The sequence below is a fragment of the Sulfitobacter sp. OXR-159 genome, from assembly GCF_034377145.1.
Classification (GTDB): domain Bacteria; phylum Pseudomonadota; class Alphaproteobacteria; order Rhodobacterales; family Rhodobacteraceae; genus Sulfitobacter.
Map to the genome: position 1 here is coordinate 2,027,016 of NZ_CP139707.1, position 16,945 is coordinate 2,043,960.

Below are 16,945 nucleotides of genomic sequence, written 5' to 3' on the forward strand. Positions count from 1 at the left end.
TGCCGCTAGGGTAGCTCATGCAATAGCGTAGGACCATTTGTAAATCCGCACATGCTCAAAATCGTGATAACGCGCAGGCCTATCCGGGCACCACTAACGTGGCGGCAAGCCCCGCGCCGTAGCTGGCAGAGACCTGCGCCACCGTTACCTCAAACGCCCCGGTCAGCCCATCAGCCGCCCGTGCCGCAGTGCTGTAGGTCCACCCGGGCGTATCGAGCAGTACGTCCCGCAGGTGCTGACCGCCTGCAAAAACCCGCAGAAGATACCGCTCACTTTCTTCGCCAAGCGGCACCTCTGGCCCGTCCCAAGCGTCCCCGTCGATACGCGTCCGTCGGATCCAGCTAAAGGTAATATCACCACCGGGCAGCGCCTCGGCCCGCAGATGGCACGGGCTGTAGGGCCGCAGGCCATTCCCGTCAAACGCATGAACCTGATGCAGATAGGACGGATCATCCACGGGGCGCCGGGCAGGACCTATGCGGTAGTGCTGGGCCACGCGGCGCAGATGCGGGCTGAACTCAACCTGTTGCGGTGTCCCATTCATCAGCACAAAGCGCGACCCCACGGGCCAAGCCTCCGGCATCAGCCCATCACTTCCCGCCTGCCCGCGCAGGCGTCCCGTCAGCCAATAGGTCGCAGGGGCGACAAGCTGCGCCTCCTGAAATTGAAATAACTCCCATCGGTCCGCGCTTCCATCGCCGATCGCGGCAAGGTTCGCCCCATTCAAAAGCGCCTCTTTGCTGACCGATTCAAGGCTGCCGCTGCTGAGTTTGACTTCCAGCACCGGTCCTGCGTCGATCACCCCCGGCCGCGCCGCGCGCAGGGCCGTTTGGGTGACCCCCATGATGGACCGACTGGAAACGACGCCGTTGAGCGCATAATCAGCATCAACCGTAGAGCGATAAACGGCGACTGACCCCGGCCAAGGGGTTGCCGTCACCGCCAGATGCGGCGCATGGGGCACCTCATCCCCGCGCAAAAGCGGCAAGTCCATGAACTGGGGCAAGACCGGCAGCGGCGGCGCGAAAGGCCGCAGAGACGCCAGTTCTTCTTCAAGCGGCGCGGGGTCATAGACTTCGGGTTCAATCCGAACGGCATCAATCAGCAGGGAACCGGCCTGTTCGACGCGGTCAATGCGGTAGCGCCCCGGCCCCTCCGCGCCATCGCCCGGCAGTTCGATCACGTCCCCCGCCCCGATAGCCATCTGCGATGGCGGCAACGCCAGCCGCAGCGTTTCGCGGGCGACACGCGCCTCGGTCAACCAGCGCTCGGCCACCTGCCGCCCCTCGCCCCGGGTCAGGGCCATGTTCAGTTCGGTCCCGGTGACCGCATGGGTCGCCTCATCCGGCAGAACCGCCTCTTCCGCGATCGCGTCGAAATCCGCATCGGCCTGAATGAACCGCAGCCGAACACGGCCCGACACCTCGGCCTCAGCCTCGCGCAACTGCTCGGTCAGCCCGCCGAGGTCGGGGTGTATCGCAAGCCCGTCGGGGTCAAGTGGTACCGCATCCGTCCCATCACGCATCCGAAACCGCAAAACCCCATCGCGTTCGATCGCGTCGAACCCATAGCGCAGCATCAAAGGTTGCAAGGCGGCGCGCGCCTCTCCGACCACGTCCACGGTGTAGCCGCGGACATAGCCGAAAAGCTGAGAGGTATCGAAATGCATCACACCCGCGCGGCGGCAAATCTCCCCGACCACCGAGGCCAGCGAACGCGCCGAGACCCGTCCGTTCAGCCAATGACCCCGGCTGTAATTCTCCCCATCGCTCCATAGATCGACATTGTTGGGAAAGAAGGGAAAGGGCCGCGTGTCCCAAGCCCAAACGAAGGCGCGCGACATATCCAGCATCGGAGCGCCATATTCGTCCGAGATCGGGTTGCGCGCCGGATCACGCCAATATTCCGACAGCGCGCGCAGATATTGCATCTGCATCAAATCGTCCCGTTCGCCGGTGGAATGATGCGGCAAGGCGCTTTCCGAGCTTTTCAGATCGAGGAACTTGTTGGGTTGGTTCGCGCCTTTGTCGATGGCGGCACAGCCGTATTCCGTGAACCAGATCGGCTTGGACATGGGCTGCCATTCCGTGGGTGCTGCCTGCCGCTCTCCACCGATGCGCGGATGGTGATGGTTCTGCCACCAACGGCGCAGGTCTTTGTAACGATAGACCCAAGGTTCATCATGGGCGCCATCAGTGATCGGCGTTCGGATCTGTGCCGTACGGGCTTCGGGCGAATGGTAGTACCAGTCATAACCCTCACCACCTTCGATGTTGGATTTCAGATAGCCGACATCGTAGATCGCGGGCCAGTCTTCCCCATCGACATGCCCCTCCTCATCGCGCCAATCGGCCAGCGGCATATAGTTGTCGATCCCGATGAAATCGATCTGCGGATCGGCCCACAGCGGATCGAGGTGGAAGTAAACATCACCGCTGCCATCCTGCGGCTGATAGCCAAAATACTCTGACCAATCAGCGGCATAGCTGATCTTCGCATCCGGCCCGAGCAAGGCACGCACCTCTCCGGCCAAGGCCCGCAGCGCGGTGACCGCAGGGAAGCTATTCCCCGCCGCGCGTATCTGGGTCAGGCCTCGCATTTCAGAAGAGATGCAAAAGGCTTCGACCCCGCCCGCCGCGGCGCAGAGTGCGGCGTAGTGCAGGATGAACCGCGAAAGGGTCCATTCCGCTGGGCCATCGTAGCTCACCGCGCCCTCGGTCACCGTGAAATCCGCCGCAGTGGCTGTGCCGAAAAACGCGGCAACCTCTGCCGCTGCCGCCGCTGACCCATCCGGGCTGCCCGGTCGCCCCGGTGCGACCGAGAGGGTGATCCGCCCGCGCCACGGCAAGCGGGGTTGATCCTCGGCATCGCTATAGGGGTCCGGCAAGCCGTTGCCTTCGGTCTGATCCATCAAGATGAACGGGTAGAACATCACCGCCTTGCCCGCCGCCTTCAGCGCGTGAATGGCCTCAACCACCGCGGCATCGGCTGGCGTGCCGCCATAGATCGGGCGCGCGCCGTGCTGGGTGATGACCTCGGCCGTGCCGCGCGTCACCCCAGACACCCGCCACGGCATGTTCTCCCCGTCAATGTCCGGATCTTCCACCTTGGGGCGCAGGCGGCAATCGCCACAGCGCAGATCGCTGCCGAACCATGACACGACGAGAGAGGCCGCTTCTAGCCGGGGCAGTTCCTCTGTCAAGGTCTCCAGCGACACCGAGAAATCAGTCTTGGCCGCCGGTGAATTCACATTCGCGCTCCAACGGCTGCCGGGGCCGTCGGTATAATGAACCGGCGTGGTCGCCAGCGCATATTCCCCCGTGCCGGGGATCAAGGCGACCCCCTGCACACCAAAGGCAGGCGCATGTTCCCACCCCGGGGCCTGCGGCTGTTCGGGGCGCATAACCTCGAAAGAGAACTGCGGCACGCGGTTGCCGAACTGCGCCAAGTCGAGGTCTTCCATCACCACATAAGCCGTGCCGCGATAGGCTGGCACCCGGTCCGCGCCCTCAATCGCGGCGATGGTCGGGTCGGGCTGCTGATCCGCCTCGCCCCTGTAGACGCGCATGTTCAGATCGTCCGGGGCAATCTCTTCCCCATCCGCCCAGATGCGCCCGACGCTGGCGATCTCCCCTTCGCAAAGCGCGATGGCAAGGCTGACGGTATAGCTGTACTCGGTCGTCTTTGGCGTCGGGGGACCGCCCTTGCCGCCCCCGCTGACATGGGTGACCTCTTGGAACTGCGACGCCCAGATGACATGCCCAGCCAGTCGCATCCGGCCATAAAGCTGCGAGATCGCCGCCCCCTCGCCCGAGCCCGTCAGCCGAAAGCGATCGACCTTGCCGGTCTCGACCGCCTGCCCACCTTGGCCCAGCAAGCGTTGATCGACCAGTCGCCCAAGGCTCGCCCCCACCGCCCGGCCCACTGCGACAGAAGACAGCCCCGCCAGCGTGCCCCCGATGGAGCCACCAACCGCGGCCCCCGCTGCCGAAAGAACAATCGTCGCCATCAGGAGACCTCCTCAGGAAATACAAATCGCGCCACGATGCGCCGCTGCCATGGCAGGCTAAGCGGGCTTTCGACGACCCCGTGCCGTGCATAGGCGTGAATAAAACTGGGACTGGCGCCGATGCGCCCCTGCAACCCAAGGTGTTTTGCCACAGCGCCGTGGCGCATTCGGAATAGCAGCACATCACCGGGCGCGGGCGCACCGCTGTTCTTCACCGCCATATGCCGCAGCGCCGCCGCCCAGAGCTGTTCCTCTCCCTGCGGCTCGGACCAGTCCATCGAATAGGGCGGCACCGCCTCGGGTTCAGCCCCCATCCGTTCACGCCAAAGCCCCCGGATGAGGCCGAGACAGTCGCAGCCCGCCCCCTTCGCCGCAGCCTGATGCACATAAGGCGTGCCGATCCACCCGCGTGCCGCATGCAGCAACGGTTCACCCCCGGCGCTCACCTGCGCGACCCGCCCGCGTTCGCACCGTCTGAGCGCGGGACGGCCATCATCCAATCCTCACCCGGCAGATCCGGAAAACCTCGATAGTTCAGCAGGTTGTTGAATTTCAGCCGACAGGTCTCCATCCGCTTGTCGCAGCCTGCCGTAAGCCGTACGCGAGTGCCCTCCGCGACCGCCCCGCGGATCGGCTCCCAAAGCTCGATCACCCGCTGCCCGTCCTCATGGTAGTCACGTTTTACCATGCCCCAGAGCCCCGCCGCCGGGCCATCCAACACGTCAAGCCGCCCACGGGCGAACCAGCCCTCGTCATATCCCGGGAATGCGGCCCAGCGGAAACACTGCGCCTCTGCCACAGTCTCAACCGCGCGTTCCTCGGCATAGCCCGGCGTGGTGAGATCAAAGCGGCAATCGCCATCCCCCAGAACCGCCGAACAGGGCTTTTGAAAGACCCGTCCGAAGGGGCGGTTCAGCGGCTCCGTCAGCCCGCGCAGTTCAGCACGAAAGCTGCCGCCCGTGCGGTGCAACTCGCCGATCGATCCACGAAACTGCAGCACCCGCTGCGCAGGCTCCGCCCAGTTCACCAACCACGCCTGAACCTCGGCCCCATCGAAACGTCCCTGCTCGATCTCATCCTCGCGGATCGCATCATCGCTTAGCGCGCCAAGCGCCTCGGTGTTGTCGACCGACAGCCCGCTGGTTTGGGCCAGCGCCCGCGCACTCAGCCCCGTATCAGCGCGAAACGCGACCCCCGCGAATGCCAGCGGCATATCGTGATCGGTAAAGGCAAACACCACTCCATCCGCCCGCGTCACCTGCCAGCAATGGCAAAGCGTTGTCACACCGGGCGCAATATGGTTTGCAAACCCTGTATTGAGCCCCGCCATCAGACCCGCACCTCGATTACCGGCACGTCGGGCACCTGCCCGGCCTGAAAACTCTCGACCGAGATAAGAATGCGGTCCGTGTCAAAGCGCACGGGCACGTCGAATTCGAAGCCCGCGAAGATCTCCATCTCAGGGTCCGGCGGATGGGCAAATGTTACAATCCCCGTGCTTGCGTCGACCTCGTATTCGACACCCTCGCGCAGCTCGTCTTGTTCCACCCCCACACGCACCGTCCCGGCCACGGGTTTGGTGATCGGACGCCGGTAGGAATGCGCGCCGGAGCGGTAAGTCTTGGTCAGCTGAAACGCCGCCCGAACCCCGTCCCCATAACCGAGGCTCTGGTCGTCAAAGGCCACCGAAAGCGCCGTCTTGCCCGTTTTATAGTCGGCCCAGTCCTTCCAGCGAAACCCGTACATCTGCCCCAGTCGCGCTTCGAAAAAAGCAATCAGCAACTGAAGGTCATCGATAGAACGCATCCCCAGCCCCGCATCATAGACCCGCCGAGAATGGGCCCAAGGCGTGTTGCGTTCCTCATGGCCATTGGCCAGCGTGACCACATCCGTCTGCCGCTGCGGCCCCCCGACTGATCCAAAGCTCAGCGAGGGCGGAAATCTGACATCGTGAAATTGCATGATCTGCTCCTTTAACCGCCGCGCGGCTTATCGGTTGCGGTTGCCCGAGCTAAGAGCGCGGCTTAGTTGAGCGGCAATCTGGCTTTGGCTGCGCTGAAACCCCTGCACATCGGGCGTGGTGATGTTCATCACGATGGTGGTCGCCCCCCCGCCATTGCCGCGCACCCCCAGCTTGCCATCCGGCCCCCGCGTCAGCGGCATGATCGCCTCTGGCCCGGCCTCTCCCATCAGCCCCGTGCCGCCGCGCATGGGAAACGCGGTGACCGAAGTCACCACCCCGCCCTGCGCAAACGGCATGACCTTGCCTTGGGAAAAGGGCGCGCCATTCGCGAAGGGCAAAATGCCTTCCACAACACTGCCCACCCCCTCGCCGATCAGCCCGCCGAAGTGATCCGTCACCGGGCGCATCGCGGCGTTGTAGGTCGTACGGATCATCGATTGCGCCAAGTCGCTCAGCGCGTCCGACAGTTTGGCGCCGTCAAAAACTACCCCGTCGAACGCCCGGCGCAGCCCACGGCTCAGCCCTTTTTCGAGGGTCGCCACATCTTTGCCCGTCGCGGAAAGCGCACTGCGCATGCGCCGCAACTCACCGCCGAACCCGGCAACCAAACCGCTGGTTTGAGCCAGCGTCTCATTCAGCCCGTCAGCGCGGCTCTCAAGGTTCTCGAAATCATCAAAGTCAGCCATCATCGGCCCCTTTCATCTCGTCTGGATAGGCGGCCATCAGCGCGGCGAGGCCCTCGCTCAGCAGCGGCGCTGCCGCGGACGGTGGGCCCAGCATCAACTGCAACTCCGCCGGCGTCAGCGCCCAGAATTGTTCCGGCGGCAGGCGCAATCGCGACAGGCCCACCCGCAGCAGGGCGGGCCAGTCAAAGCCCTGCGCCGTGCTCACGCGTGCACCGTAAAGGCCCGCGCCAGCAATTCCGCCGCCGCTCGTGCCGCCGCCATCGGCCCGCCCTCAATCTGTGCATGTTCAAGCGTTGCGGCATCCATCACCGCTCCGCCCCCGCGCAGCCCGGCAAGCAGCAGGGCCAGTACATCACGGCTGGAAAAGCGATTGCTTTCAAACCGCTCCACCAAGGCGACAAGGCTGTCGGCCTCCAACGTCGCCTCCAACTCGGCCAAGGCGCCAAGGGTCAGCCGCGCCTGATGCCGCTTGCCATCGATCACCAGGCTCACCTCGCCGCGCCATGGGTTTGCCATGCTCACACCACCACATCGGGGGTAAAGACTAACTCCCCTGCAGATTGCAGGCTCAACTCAAACGTGGCCTCCCCATTCAGCGACCCCGCGTATTCCAGGGCGGAGACCTGAAACGGCCCCTGCACCACACCGAAATCCGGGATGATGACCTGAAAATCCGGCGTCAGCCCGTTAAAGAACAGCTGCCGAGCCCGTTCATCCGTGCCCGCATCGCGAAACACCCCCGAGCCGCTGATCGCAGCCGAGCGCACCCCCGCGCCCGCCAGCAACTCCCGCCAGCCCCCGCTTGAATCGAGCGAGGTCACATCCACCGTTTCGGCGTTGAAACTCACCCGCTTGGCCCTCAGCCCGGCGATCGTCTCGAACTGACCATCGCTGGTCATATCCACTTTGACCAAAAGGTCTTTGCCCGCTTGCACTGCCATCTCTATCTCCTCGCACCAATCTAGAATCTGAAGTCTTACGCATCCGCGACCCGGGCGCGGAATTGCAGGTCGATCTGCCGCCCTGCGGCCCCGTCGATCCGCCGTGCCGTCGCTTTGAGAAAGGCCATATCCACCACATGCCCGCGGCTAAGCGTCGGCTGCGCCCCATGCAGCAAATCGCAGATCAACGCCGCGCAGCCCTTCGCCATGCTGAACCCCGGCGCGCTGGTGATCACCGACAGGGTCAGGCGGTGCTCCGCGCCCGCGCCCTCGGGGTCCGAGAGATCCTTCGCCACCTCTTGGCCCAGCAGAACGTAGGTCTCGGGCAAGCTCCCCCCCGGCACCGCGTCATAGACCGCATCGCCGATCATGGCCGTGAGCCCCGGATCACTCTGCAACAGGTCATATACCGCCGCCTGCAAGGCCCCTGAAAGCGCGTAGGTCATACCGCCACCTCCTCATCGGCAAAGCAGGTCAGATACCGCCCGCCCGCATCGCCCTCGGCCACCGCCCGGATCACGAAAACCCGCGTGCCTTCCCGAAACCGCTGATCCGGCGTCGGCCTGTCGGGCGCGCCCTGCGGTGCCGCGCGGACCGTGATCTTGAGCCCCATCCGGCTGACGGCCACCCCGCCTGCGGTGGTTTCCCGCCCCGTCCGCGCGCGAACCTCTGCCCAAAGGGTGCCCAAAGTCTGCCAGACTTCGGTATGCCCCCCCGCGCCATCGCTCACCCGTTCTGGGGCTTCCAAGGCCAGCGGGCGGTTCAAATGCGGGCGGCTCATGCCGCACCACCAAAGCCGACACGTACGCGGCGGTAGCGCTCGATCAGGCTGCTGACACCAAAGGGCATGCACCCTTCGCCAAGCGCCGTATCGTCGCGGTATTCGTAGTAATGTGCCGCCAGCAGCATCACCCCTTGGGCCAAATCATCCGGCAGCCCGGCCCAATCGGCGGCCATGCCTGCGTCGAAACTGATCAGCGCGGCCCCGGCACTCGGGATGCGGGGCAAGGCGGCTGTGCTAGCGCGCAACCGCGGCGCTTGCGCATCGCGCTCCAGCCAATAGCGGTCGGGGTCAACCAGCGTCTCTGCCCCATCACGCGCGACCAATGCCACCCGCGCGACCTCCTGCACGGGCGCCACCGGCAAAACCTGCGCCGCCGCATCGCGCCAAAAGGTCAGCGACAGGGCAAAACGCCGGGTGATCAACACCTTCCCCGTCCGCGCCTCCACCGCCGCGATTGCCGCACGCAGGAAACTGCGCAGCACCGGATCCTGAAGGCCGTCCTGCCCAAAACCGCTGCCAAGGCGCAGATGCATTCTGAAGGCCTCAACCGGCAAGACCGCATCCGGCACATTTGTCTCTTCGATCAACATCATCGAACGTCTCCAAAATTCGCTCCCTCGCCCCATGGGCCATGCGCTTATTCCCGGACGCGCACCGGTTGTATTGCTCGGTCGGAGGGGAGCAGCTAGACAATACAACCTTTCAGGCGCACGTCCGGACCGGGGCCAAGTTGCCCCGGCCCCGGCTTCGGCACCGGCTTACGCCAGGCCGAATTTCATCAGCTTGATCGCCGCGAAATCGCTCACGTCACCGCCGACACGTTTGGTCGCATAGAACAGCACATGCGGCTTGGCGCTGAAGGGATCGCGCAGGATCCGCAGATCGGGGCGCTCAGCCACCGTGTACCCGGCCGAGAAGTCACCAAATGCGATAGCCATCGCATCCGTCGCCGGGTCGGGCATATCCTCGGCCACCAGCACCGGATATCCCATCAACCGCGCAGGCTCTCCCGCGGCCAGCCCATCCGACCACAGAAAGCGCCCGTCGGTGTCTTTCAACTTGCGCACCTTGGCCGTGGTCTTGGAGTTCATCACGAAGACCGCGTTCTTGCGGTAAGCCGCGCCAAGGGCGTAGACCAATTCAATGATCGCATCCGCCTCGGGATTGGCGTTGGTGCCGCTGGGGACATAGCCCAGATTGCCCCAGCTCCAGACGTCGTTATCGACCGCCGGATGGCTCAAAAAACCGGTCGGCTTGTCGATCCCATCACCGCTGACAAAGGCCGCCGCTTCGGCCCGTGCGAATTTGTCGGCGATGCGGCCCGCGAGCCAGCCTTCGATATCAAAGGCGCTGTCGTCCAGCAGCCGTTGGCTCGCCTTGGGCAGCGCACTCAACTCATGCAGCGGCACGGTGATCCGGTCGATCTGCGGCGTGTCCGTCTCGGCCTGCCCACCACTTTCGGTGGCCCAGCCCGCCCCCACATCGGCGTGATCGACCAGCACGTCATAAGACGTGGCCTCGACCTGCACCACCGCCGCAATCGCGCGGATCGATGCGCCCGAATTCAGCACAGACTGCACCCGCTCCGATGTCTGCGGATCCACCAGATAGCCGCCATCCGAGTTCACCGCCGTCGACATCGATTTGCCGTCCAGTTCCAGCCCCCGCAGCCCATCGTCATCGCCATTGCGCAGATAGGCATCAAAGGCTTTCTTATGCGGTGCATCTTGCTCAATCGCGCCGCCCAAAGGGCTGCGGGCAGGCAGGGTCATCTTGCGGTCCATCATGGCAATTCGCTCTTCTGATTGTTGAAGTTTCGTATTGATCTCGGCCCGAAAGCCGTTGAAGTCACTGACAAAACCGCTCACGGCCTGCCGCACTTCCTCCGCCGGGGACAGGTCTGCGCCCGCCTTTGTGCTCATCTCGCTCTTGGTCATTTCTTTTCCTCTGATCTTGCTCAGTCAAACTCAGGCTCAGCCGCGCGCCATATCGCGCCGCGCCGCGTCAAAGGCCGCCGCCATGTCCCGCAGAACATCACCCACAGCCTTGAAATCCCCCTTGGCCCCCACCCGCGCCGAGGGCAGCATCGGAAAGGTCACCAAAGACACCTCCCAAAGCTCCAACTCCGTCAGCAGCCGTTGCCCCTTGGTATTCTTGCCCGCCTTCACGGTGCGGTAGCCGATGCTGAGCCCGTCGATGGCTCCTGCCTCAATCAGCGCGGCCGCTTCCCGCCCCTTGGCAACACTGCTCAGGATGCGCCCCTTGACCCACAGGCCCCGGCCATCCTCATGCACCTCATCCCAGACCCCGATGGGCTGGGCAGGATCATGCTGCCACAGCATTTTGACGCTGCGCCCGGCCTTCGTGACTTGGGCAAGGCTCGCCGCATAGGCACCGGCTTCCACCACGTCGCCCCCCTGATCCACCGCGCCGAAAAGGCTGGCGTAGCCGCTGATCTCCAGCCCGCCTTCCACCTCAGCCACCGTGCCGAAACGGGCGAACTTATGTTCCAAAGCGGCCCCAGCACACAGACCTTCCTCGTTCTCCGGCAAAGCGCCGGAGTTAATAATCGGATAACCCATTGTTATTTCCTCTTTTTCAGCCCGCTACGGCGCCACCACCAGAAAGGATTGGACCGCCTGTGCCAAAATCACCGCGACCACGCCGTAAACCGTCAACCACAAGCGCCGTTCCAGCCGCTCCATCATCTGCTCAATCCGGTCCAGCCGCTTTTGCATGTTCTCGCGGTGCACCGCGCTCAGCGTCTCATGCGCCTGAAGCCGCAAGCCCGGCGCGCATTCGAACCGCTCGATCTCGCGCAACTCAGGCATCATTCGCCACCGCAGGCAGCCCCAACAGGGCGCGCTTTTCCGCATCGCTCAAGAACGCCGCTGCCGAGACCCGCGACCATTGCGCATCCCTCTCGGCCGCCAAGGCCGGCACTTGGTCTAAGTCCGGCTTCAAACTCACCGCCTCACCCAAGTATCCGCTTAACCACTCCGCCAGCGCAGCCGTCACACGTGTCGCCAGGGGCAGAACGGTCAGACGATAGAACGCCCGATGCGCCTCTTGATAGTTGGCATAGGTCGCATCCCCCTGCACCCCAATCAGCATCGGCGGCACCCCAAAGGCCAGCGCAATCTCCCGCGCCGCACTCTCCTTGGTCTTCTGAAATTCCATGTCCGAGGGCGAAAACCCCATCGGTTTCCAGTCAAGCCCACCTTCCAGCAACATCGGTCGCCCCGCATTGCGCGCGCCCTGATGATGGCTCTCCATTTCGCTCACTAGCCGATCATACTGATCCTCACTCAGCTTGCCCTGCCCCTCGGCCCCGCGATAGACAATCGCCCCCGAGGGCCGCGCCGCGTTATCCAGCAGCGCCTTCGACCAACGGCTCGCGGCGTTATGCACATCCATCGCCATCGCCGCCGCCTGCATCGGGCTAAAGCCATAGTGATCGTCCTGCGGGTGAAAATTCCGAATATGACAAACCGGCGTCACCGTCCCGCTGGCGTCAAAGCGATGCTTGCGCCCGCCCACCGCATATTCGTAAGCCACCGGCCAACCATCCGCCCCCGGCACCACGCTCATCCGATCTGAGCGCAGCACATGCAGCTCGACCGGCACCCCCCCCTCGCCGCCCACCGCTTCGACATAGCCATCGCCGCTCAACAGCATCTGGCCATACAGCGCCTCAAGCAACTCTGCCCGGCCTTGCCCCGCATTCGGGCGGCGCATCAATTCCATCAGCGGGTGTTCGTCAAAGCGCCGCGCCGCATCCTGCACGACCAGCGGCAAGGCCGCCGCCGCCTCGGCAATCAACTTGACCGACCGAAACCCCACTGGATTGCCGCAAAAGCCCGAGCGCGTCAGGCTCACACTGTCCCGCGGGCTCCAGGCGACACGACCAGAGGTTTGATAGGCCACGACCGGCCCGGTCGCCGAAGCCTTCTGCTCAACCGTCTCAGCCGCGCCGCGCCGTAGAAAATCGAATACCATCTGTCGCTCCTCATTCTGCTCGGCCTTGGCAGCGGCCTGTGCCCCATGCTGCTCGGCGTTGTCAGACTTTCTCAATTAAGTCTTAACGGCCGGGTAACCGACCGCACGCTCCCCTGCGCAACGCCCGCCTTACAGGCTCCGCACCCCCGGGCTGCGCCACTGCGATGCAGGCTCGATCATCAGCTCATGCAGCGCCCAGACCAGCGCATCGACCCGGTCCGGGCTGCCTTTGCCCTCATACCCCCGCGCCGTCATCAGACACATCTGATCCTCCAATGCATCCAACCCCGGCAAATGGCTCACCCGCCCCTGCTCATAAAGCGCCGCCACCGGCTCTGCCCGCGCGACCTTGCCCCGCGCCGCATGCACCGTCTTAAGCGACACCAGCGGATCAACTTGCCGCAGCACCTCGGAAACCAACTGCCCCCCTTGGTTCACCTCGGCCACCAAACGGTCCGCCCCGTAGCGCGTCATCGCCGCAATCGCCGCCTGCGCCCAGCCATTGGGCGTGGCCCCCTGCACCGTGCAATCGGCCAAGACCACCGCCCGCCAATCTTGCGGCGACCCCTTGGTCTGCGCGCCCACCGCAACGATCCCACATTCATCCGAGCCCGCCCCACTTGTCGTTGCCGGGTCCAAACCCACCACGATCCGGTCCAGATCCGGCACCTCTCGCACCCGCCCCGCCTCCAACAAAGCAGACGTCCACAGCGCCCCCTCTGCATCCGCCAGCAAAACCCCATCCAACTCCTGCCGCCCCAACCGCGTCCCGCGATAGCGCGCCCGCACTTCTTCAAGGAAAGACCCTGCCAAGTTCGCCGCATTCGCTTCGGTCGGCGCATGGGTCGTCACCGTCGAGGGCGATTTCAACAACGCCTTCAACACATCCACATTGCGCGGCGTCGTCGTCACACAGACCTGAGGCCGCTCGCCCAAGCGCAGCGCAAACTGCAACTGGTCCCAAGCCTCCTGCCCGCGCTTCCATTTCGCCAGTTCATCCACCCAAGCCGCATCAAACTGCGGCCCCCGCAGCCCTTCGGGATCATGCGCCGTATGCACCGTGGCAATCGACCCATTGGGCCAAACCAACCGCTTGCGCGTCGCCTCCCAATCGGGCCTCCGATCCGGTGGGCTACAGGCCAGTATCCCGCTGTCGCCAAAAATCATCACCTCGCGCACCTGCTCAATGGTCTCCCCCACCAGCGCCACGCGGCTACACGCCCCCGCATCCAACGGACGGCTCCCCTCAACCTTGCTACGCACCCATTCCGCCCCGGCGCGGGTCTTGCCCGCACCGCGCCCGCCCATGATCACCCATGTTCGCCAATCCCCCTCAGGCGGCAGCTGATGGTCCAAAGCCCAGAACTCGAACAAAAAAGGGAGAGCCAGAAGCTCTCCCTCATCTAGGTCATTCAGAAACTGCGCCTGGGTCTGAGCATCGGCGCAGGCGATCCAGCTTGCACCCGATGTCAGCCCGCGCCTTGTCCATGTCGAGGGCATAGCCCCCGCGCGCGATTCCAGTTTGTCGGTTTCGACAGTCATTCAGCGTGTTCTCCGCTTTCAGGCAATGCGCCAGCAGTCCCGCCACTTTGGACGTATTGCTGGACACCGCAGTTTCCTTGAGTTCCCCCCCGGACCGGGTCTGTTCCGTCAGACCTTCGATTTCCCGACGCAGCGCGCCGATTGCTTCTTGAAGACCGCGCAGAATTTCCGCGCTGTCTTCCGTCTCTTGCTCCGGGGTAATGATCGTCATCGCTTTACCTCTTGTTGGTTATCCCCAACCGAGCAGACACAAAAAAACGACCACCGGGTCACCCCGGGGCCGTTCGCCCATGTCCTCTAGCGTGTCACAAGTCCTACGTTAGACCGTGCGCAAAGTCAAGAAAAACTGTGTTAACAATACCTTACGCCATCGCGCGGAGAGCCCCGTCGGCAAGCAAAAACCCCGCTGTCTCCAGCGGGGTTTCTAGTCGTTTCAGTTACCACCTGTCGAGGCATTCCCGGCCGCTTCTGCGCCGCGCTCCGCCTCGATCTGACGCCAACGCGCCACGTTGCGGTTATGCTCATCCAAGGTCTCAGCAAAAGCGTGCCCCCCGGTGCCATCGGCAACGAAGAAGACGAAATCCGTCTCCGCCGGTTGCGCCGCGGCCATCAGGCTCGCGCGGCCCGGATTTGCAATCGGGGTCGGCGGCAGACCGTCGATCACATAGGTGTTCCACGGCGTTTCTGCCCGCAGTTCCGAACGACGCAGCCCGCGGCCCAGCACGCCCTTGCCCTCAGTCACACCATAGATCACCGTCGGATCCGTTTGCAAACGCATGCCTTGGTTCAGACGGTTCACGAAAACGCTCGCCACCTGCTCCCGCTCTGCCGCCACACCGGTTTCTTTTTCGATGATCGAGGCAAGGATCAGGAGTTCCTCCGGCGTCTCAATGGGCAGATCAGGGTCGCGCGCTTCAAAAGCCTGCGCCAACAGCACCTGCTGCGCTGCCGTCATCCGCGCGATCACCTCGGCGCGGTCATCACCGGGACGCACTTCATAACTGTCTGGCGCAAGGCTGCCCTCAGCGGGGAGGTCTTCAACCTCACCGGTCAATTGCTCGACCTGTTTCAGCGCTTCGACAACCTGCCAGCTTGTCACGCCCTCGGCCAATGCCACCCGAAACCGCGTGTCGTTCTTGCTAGAGATTCCGGAGTATGCCTCAGGGGTCTCTTCCTCACCCGGCGTGAACTCCGCGCGCTCAACAAACCGGCTTGTCACCGGGTCCAACTCGCGGACCTGCACGCTTACGCGGTTCACGCCCACGCGGTACACAACCTCGGTGCCGCAGGTGCTGGCCCCGCCTTGGGTCACGATATCCACGATCCCCTGCATCGACGTGCCGGGTTGCACAAGAAAACTGCCCGCTTTCAGGCTGCTCGACTTCTCCTCGTAATCCGCGCCCATGCGAAAGAGCGCGGGCGAAGAGACCGCGCCCTGTTCCTCAAGGCTCTGGCTGACCTGCCGCATGTTCGAGCCGCGCTCGACCTGCACACAGATCGCCTGCTCCAATGGCCCTTCGGAGACATAGGTCGTCTTGCCCCAGAGGATGATCCCCCCAAGCAGAAACAGGCCGACCAACAGAAACGTCACGGCGTTAGAAGCGATATGGCGCCACATTTAGCGGACTTTCCCGAACAGTACCGATGCGTTTGTGCCGCCAAAGCCGAACGAATTGCTCAACGCCACGTCGATCTTGCGCTCGACCTTTTTGTTCGGTGCCAGATCAATTGGAGTCTCAACCGCTGGGTTATCAAGGTTGATCGTCGGCGGCGCCACCTGATCGCGGATCGCGAGCATGCAGAAGATCGCCTCGATCGCGCCAGCAGCCCCCAAGAGGTGCCCGGTCGCGGATTTGGTCGAAGACATGGTCACTTTGCCCGCCGCATCGCCCATCAGACGCTCGACCGCGCCCAATTCGATGGTATCGGCCATGGTCGAGGTGCCATGCGCGTTGATGTAATCGACATCCTTCGGCTCAAGCCCAGCATTCTTCAGTGCGGCCCGCATGGAGCGTTCGCCACCTTCGCCGTCTTCCGACGGTGCCGTGATGTGATGCGCGTCGCCCGACAGGCCATAGCCCAGCACTTCGGCATAGATCTTGGCACCACGCGCCTTGGCGTGCTCATATTCTTCCAAGACCACGATGCCCGCGCCCTCACCCATGACAAAACCGTCACGGTCCACATCATAGGGGCGGCTGGCTTTCTTGGGGTCGTCTCCGCGTTTGGTCGACAGCGCCTTGCAGGCGTTAAAGCCCGCCATGCCGATCTCGCAAATCGCCGCCTCGGCGCCGCCTGCGATCATCACATCCGCATCGCCGTATTTGATCAGACGCGCCGCGTCACCGATGGCATGCGCCCCGGTCGAACAGGCGGTCACGACCGAGTGGTTCGGCCCCTTGAAACCGTAGCGGATCGAGACCTGACCCGAGATCAGGTTGATCAACGCGCCGGGCACGAAGAACGGGCTCACGCGGCGCGGACCCTTTTCGGCCATCATCACGGCGGTATTGGCAATGGAGTTCAACCCGCCGATGCCCGAGCCGATCAACACGCCAGTACGCTCTTGATCTTCCTTCTCGGTCGGCAACCACCCCGAATCCTCAACCGCCTGCTGGGCGGCGGCCATGCCGAAGAGAATGAAGGTATCTACCTTCCGCTGCTCTTTCGGCTCCATGTATTTGTTTGCGTCAAAGGTGCCATCGCTGCCATCGCCCAAAGGCACTTCGCAGGCGTATTGGGTCACCAATTTGCTGGGATCAAAGCCGGTGATCGGTCCGGCCCCGGATTGCCCATCAAGGATCCGTTTCCAGCTTTCTTCCACGCCGTCCGCGAGGGGGGTAACCAAACCCAAACCCGTTACTACAACTCTGCGCATCTCAGTGCCCCTTGCCGATAATCTCTCGGCGAACCTCTTACCCTGCAAAAGCCTGTAGGCACAAGCATATCGGCGGTGGGCCGCAGGCATAGCACAAAAACGCCTATCTGCGGAATCGGGCGGCGATCACAGGCGGTAAGGGT

19 protein-coding genes are annotated in these 16,945 nt (G+C 63.7%); all 19 read right to left on the reverse strand.

Going from position 1 to position 16,945, the window contains the following annotated elements; all coding sequences use genetic code 11:
- Positions 1 to 79: 79 nt before the first annotated feature.
- The 19 genes from T8A63_RS10350 to fabF all read right to left on the reverse strand — a co-directional run bounded on the left by T8A63_RS10350 (position 80) and on the right by fabF (position 16,802).
- A complete protein-coding gene (locus T8A63_RS10350) occupies positions 80 to 4,009 on the reverse strand; it encodes a baseplate multidomain protein megatron (protein WP_322343728.1) in 3,930 nt (1,309 codons plus the stop codon).
- Entirely contained in the window at positions 4,009 to 4,455 is a 447-nt protein-coding gene (locus T8A63_RS10355) for an NlpC/P60 family protein (protein WP_322343729.1), read from the reverse strand. The genes T8A63_RS10350 and T8A63_RS10355 overlap by 1 nt, the downstream gene beginning before the upstream one ends.
- Positions 4,452 to 5,339 (reverse strand): DUF2163 domain-containing protein, encoded by an 888-nt coding sequence (locus tag T8A63_RS10360; protein ID WP_300051487.1) that lies wholly within the window; start codon positions 5,337 to 5,339, stop codon positions 4,452 to 4,454. The genes T8A63_RS10355 and T8A63_RS10360 overlap by 4 nt, the downstream gene beginning before the upstream one ends.
- On the reverse strand, positions 5,339 to 5,971 hold the full coding sequence (locus T8A63_RS10365; RefSeq protein WP_322343730.1) for a DUF2460 domain-containing protein: 633 nt from the start codon (positions 5,969 to 5,971) through the stop codon (positions 5,339 to 5,341). Before T8A63_RS10365 ends, T8A63_RS10360 begins: the two co-directional genes overlap by 1 nt.
- Positions 5,972 to 5,998: 27 nt before the next feature.
- A complete protein-coding gene (locus T8A63_RS10370) occupies positions 5,999 to 6,658 on the reverse strand; it encodes a phage tail tape measure protein (protein WP_322343731.1) in 660 nt (219 codons plus the stop codon).
- A complete protein-coding gene (locus T8A63_RS10375; protein ID WP_120350878.1) occupies positions 6,651 to 6,863 on the reverse strand; it encodes a rcc01693 family protein in 213 nt (70 codons plus the stop codon). Before T8A63_RS10375 ends, T8A63_RS10370 begins: the two co-directional genes overlap by 8 nt.
- Entirely contained in the window at positions 6,860 to 7,174 is a 315-nt protein-coding gene (locus tag T8A63_RS10380; protein ID WP_322343732.1) for a gene transfer agent family protein, read from the reverse strand. The genes T8A63_RS10375 and T8A63_RS10380 overlap by 4 nt, the downstream gene beginning before the upstream one ends.
- Before the next feature lie 2 nt (positions 7,175 to 7,176).
- Positions 7,177 to 7,599 (reverse strand): phage major tail protein, TP901-1 family, encoded by a 423-nt coding sequence (locus T8A63_RS10385; RefSeq protein WP_067624345.1) that lies wholly within the window; start codon positions 7,597 to 7,599, stop codon positions 7,177 to 7,179.
- 35 nt (positions 7,600 to 7,634) lie between these two features.
- Entirely contained in the window at positions 7,635 to 8,045 is a 411-nt protein-coding gene (locus T8A63_RS10390; RefSeq protein ID WP_322343733.1) for a DUF3168 domain-containing protein, read from the reverse strand.
- Positions 8,042 to 8,380 carry a head-tail adaptor protein gene (locus T8A63_RS10395; RefSeq protein ID WP_322343734.1) on the reverse strand — a complete coding sequence of 113 codons (339 nt, stop codon included), beginning with the start codon at positions 8,378 to 8,380 and terminating at the stop codon, positions 8,042 to 8,044. Before T8A63_RS10395 ends, T8A63_RS10390 begins: the two co-directional genes overlap by 4 nt.
- Positions 8,377 to 8,976: a head-tail connector protein gene (locus T8A63_RS10400; RefSeq protein ID WP_322343735.1), complete on the reverse strand. Its 600-nt coding sequence runs from the start codon at positions 8,974 to 8,976 to the stop codon at positions 8,377 to 8,379. The genes T8A63_RS10395 and T8A63_RS10400 overlap by 4 nt, the downstream gene beginning before the upstream one ends.
- A gap of 165 nt (positions 8,977 to 9,141) precedes the next feature.
- A complete protein-coding gene (locus T8A63_RS10405) occupies positions 9,142 to 10,320 on the reverse strand; it encodes a phage major capsid protein (RefSeq protein ID WP_067938703.1) in 1,179 nt (392 codons plus the stop codon).
- 36 nt (positions 10,321 to 10,356) lie between these two features.
- A complete protein-coding gene (locus tag T8A63_RS10410) occupies positions 10,357 to 10,965 on the reverse strand; it encodes an HK97 family phage prohead protease (RefSeq protein ID WP_322343736.1) in 609 nt (202 codons plus the stop codon).
- A gap of 24 nt (positions 10,966 to 10,989) precedes the next feature.
- On the reverse strand, positions 10,990 to 11,217 hold the full coding sequence (locus tag T8A63_RS10415) for a GTA head formation protein, RCAP_rcc01685 family (RefSeq protein ID WP_386283658.1): 228 nt from the start codon (positions 11,215 to 11,217) through the stop codon (positions 10,990 to 10,992).
- On the reverse strand, positions 11,207 to 12,382 hold the full coding sequence (locus T8A63_RS10420; protein ID WP_322345706.1) for a phage portal protein: 1,176 nt from the start codon (positions 12,380 to 12,382) through the stop codon (positions 11,207 to 11,209). Before T8A63_RS10420 ends, T8A63_RS10415 begins: the two co-directional genes overlap by 11 nt.
- A 129-nt stretch (positions 12,383 to 12,511) precedes the next feature.
- A complete protein-coding gene (locus tag T8A63_RS10425) occupies positions 12,512 to 13,738 on the reverse strand; it encodes a DNA-packaging protein (protein WP_322345707.1) in 1,227 nt (408 codons plus the stop codon).
- Between the two features lie 52 nt (positions 13,739 to 13,790).
- Positions 13,791 to 14,135 (reverse strand): hypothetical protein, encoded by a 345-nt coding sequence (locus T8A63_RS10430; protein ID WP_322343737.1) that lies wholly within the window; start codon positions 14,133 to 14,135, stop codon positions 13,791 to 13,793.
- A 222-nt stretch (positions 14,136 to 14,357) separates the two neighbouring features.
- Positions 14,358 to 15,542: an endolytic transglycosylase MltG gene (gene mltG / locus T8A63_RS10435; protein ID WP_322343738.1), complete on the reverse strand. Its 1,185-nt coding sequence runs from the start codon at positions 15,540 to 15,542 to the stop codon at positions 14,358 to 14,360.
- The gene (gene fabF, locus T8A63_RS10440) at positions 15,543 to 16,802 is read right to left on the reverse strand and encodes a beta-ketoacyl-ACP synthase II (protein WP_322343739.1); all 1,260 of its coding nucleotides are present in this window, start codon (positions 16,800 to 16,802) and stop codon (positions 15,543 to 15,545) included.
- Positions 16,803 to 16,945: the final 143 nt, after the last annotated feature.

Bases quoted from the DNA above. Each gene is read 5' to 3' on its own strand.
- T8A63_RS10350 (WP_322343728.1), bottom strand. From the start codon at position 4,009: ATGGCGACGATTGTTCTTTCGGCAGCGGGGGCCGCGGTTGGTGGCTCC.
- T8A63_RS10395 (WP_322343734.1), bottom strand. From the start codon at position 8,380: ATGAGCCGCCCGCATTTGAACCGCCCGCTGGCCTTGGAAGCCCCAGAA.
- T8A63_RS10400 (WP_322343735.1), bottom strand. From the start codon at position 8,976: ATGATGTTGATCGAAGAGACAAATGTGCCGGATGCGGTCTTGCCGGTT.
- T8A63_RS10420 (WP_322345706.1), bottom strand. From the start codon at position 12,382: ATGGTATTCGATTTTCTACGGCGCGGCGCGGCTGAGACGGTTGAGCAG.
- T8A63_RS10365 (WP_322343730.1), bottom strand. From the start codon at position 5,971: ATGCAATTTCACGATGTCAGATTTCCGCCCTCGCTGAGCTTTGGATCA.
- T8A63_RS10380 (WP_322343732.1), bottom strand. From the start codon at position 7,174: ATGGCAAACCCATGGCGCGGCGAGGTGAGCCTGGTGATCGATGGCAAG.
- T8A63_RS10360 (WP_300051487.1), bottom strand. From the start codon at position 5,339: ATGGCGGGGCTCAATACAGGGTTTGCAAACCATATTGCGCCCGGTGTG.
- T8A63_RS10385 (WP_067624345.1), bottom strand. From the start codon at position 7,599: ATGGCAGTGCAAGCGGGCAAAGACCTTTTGGTCAAAGTGGATATGACC.
- T8A63_RS10415 (WP_386283658.1), bottom strand. From the start codon at position 11,217: ATGATGCCTGAGTTGCGCGAGATCGAGCGGTTCGAATGCGCGCCGGGC.
- T8A63_RS10405 (WP_067938703.1), bottom strand. From the start codon at position 10,320: ATGACCAAGAGCGAGATGAGCACAAAGGCGGGCGCAGACCTGTCCCCG.
- T8A63_RS10370 (WP_322343731.1), bottom strand. From the start codon at position 6,658: ATGGCTGACTTTGATGATTTCGAGAACCTTGAGAGCCGCGCTGACGGG.
- T8A63_RS10430 (WP_322343737.1), bottom strand. From the start codon at position 14,135: ATGACGATCATTACCCCGGAGCAAGAGACGGAAGACAGCGCGGAAATT.
- fabF (WP_322343739.1), bottom strand. From the start codon at position 16,802: ATGCGCAGAGTTGTAGTAACGGGTTTGGGTTTGGTTACCCCCCTCGCG.
- T8A63_RS10410 (WP_322343736.1), bottom strand. From the start codon at position 10,965: ATGGGTTATCCGATTATTAACTCCGGCGCTTTGCCGGAGAACGAGGAA.
- mltG (WP_322343738.1), bottom strand. From the start codon at position 15,542: ATGTGGCGCCATATCGCTTCTAACGCCGTGACGTTTCTGTTGGTCGGC.
- T8A63_RS10390 (WP_322343733.1), bottom strand. From the start codon at position 8,045: ATGACCTACGCGCTTTCAGGGGCCTTGCAGGCGGCGGTATATGACCTG.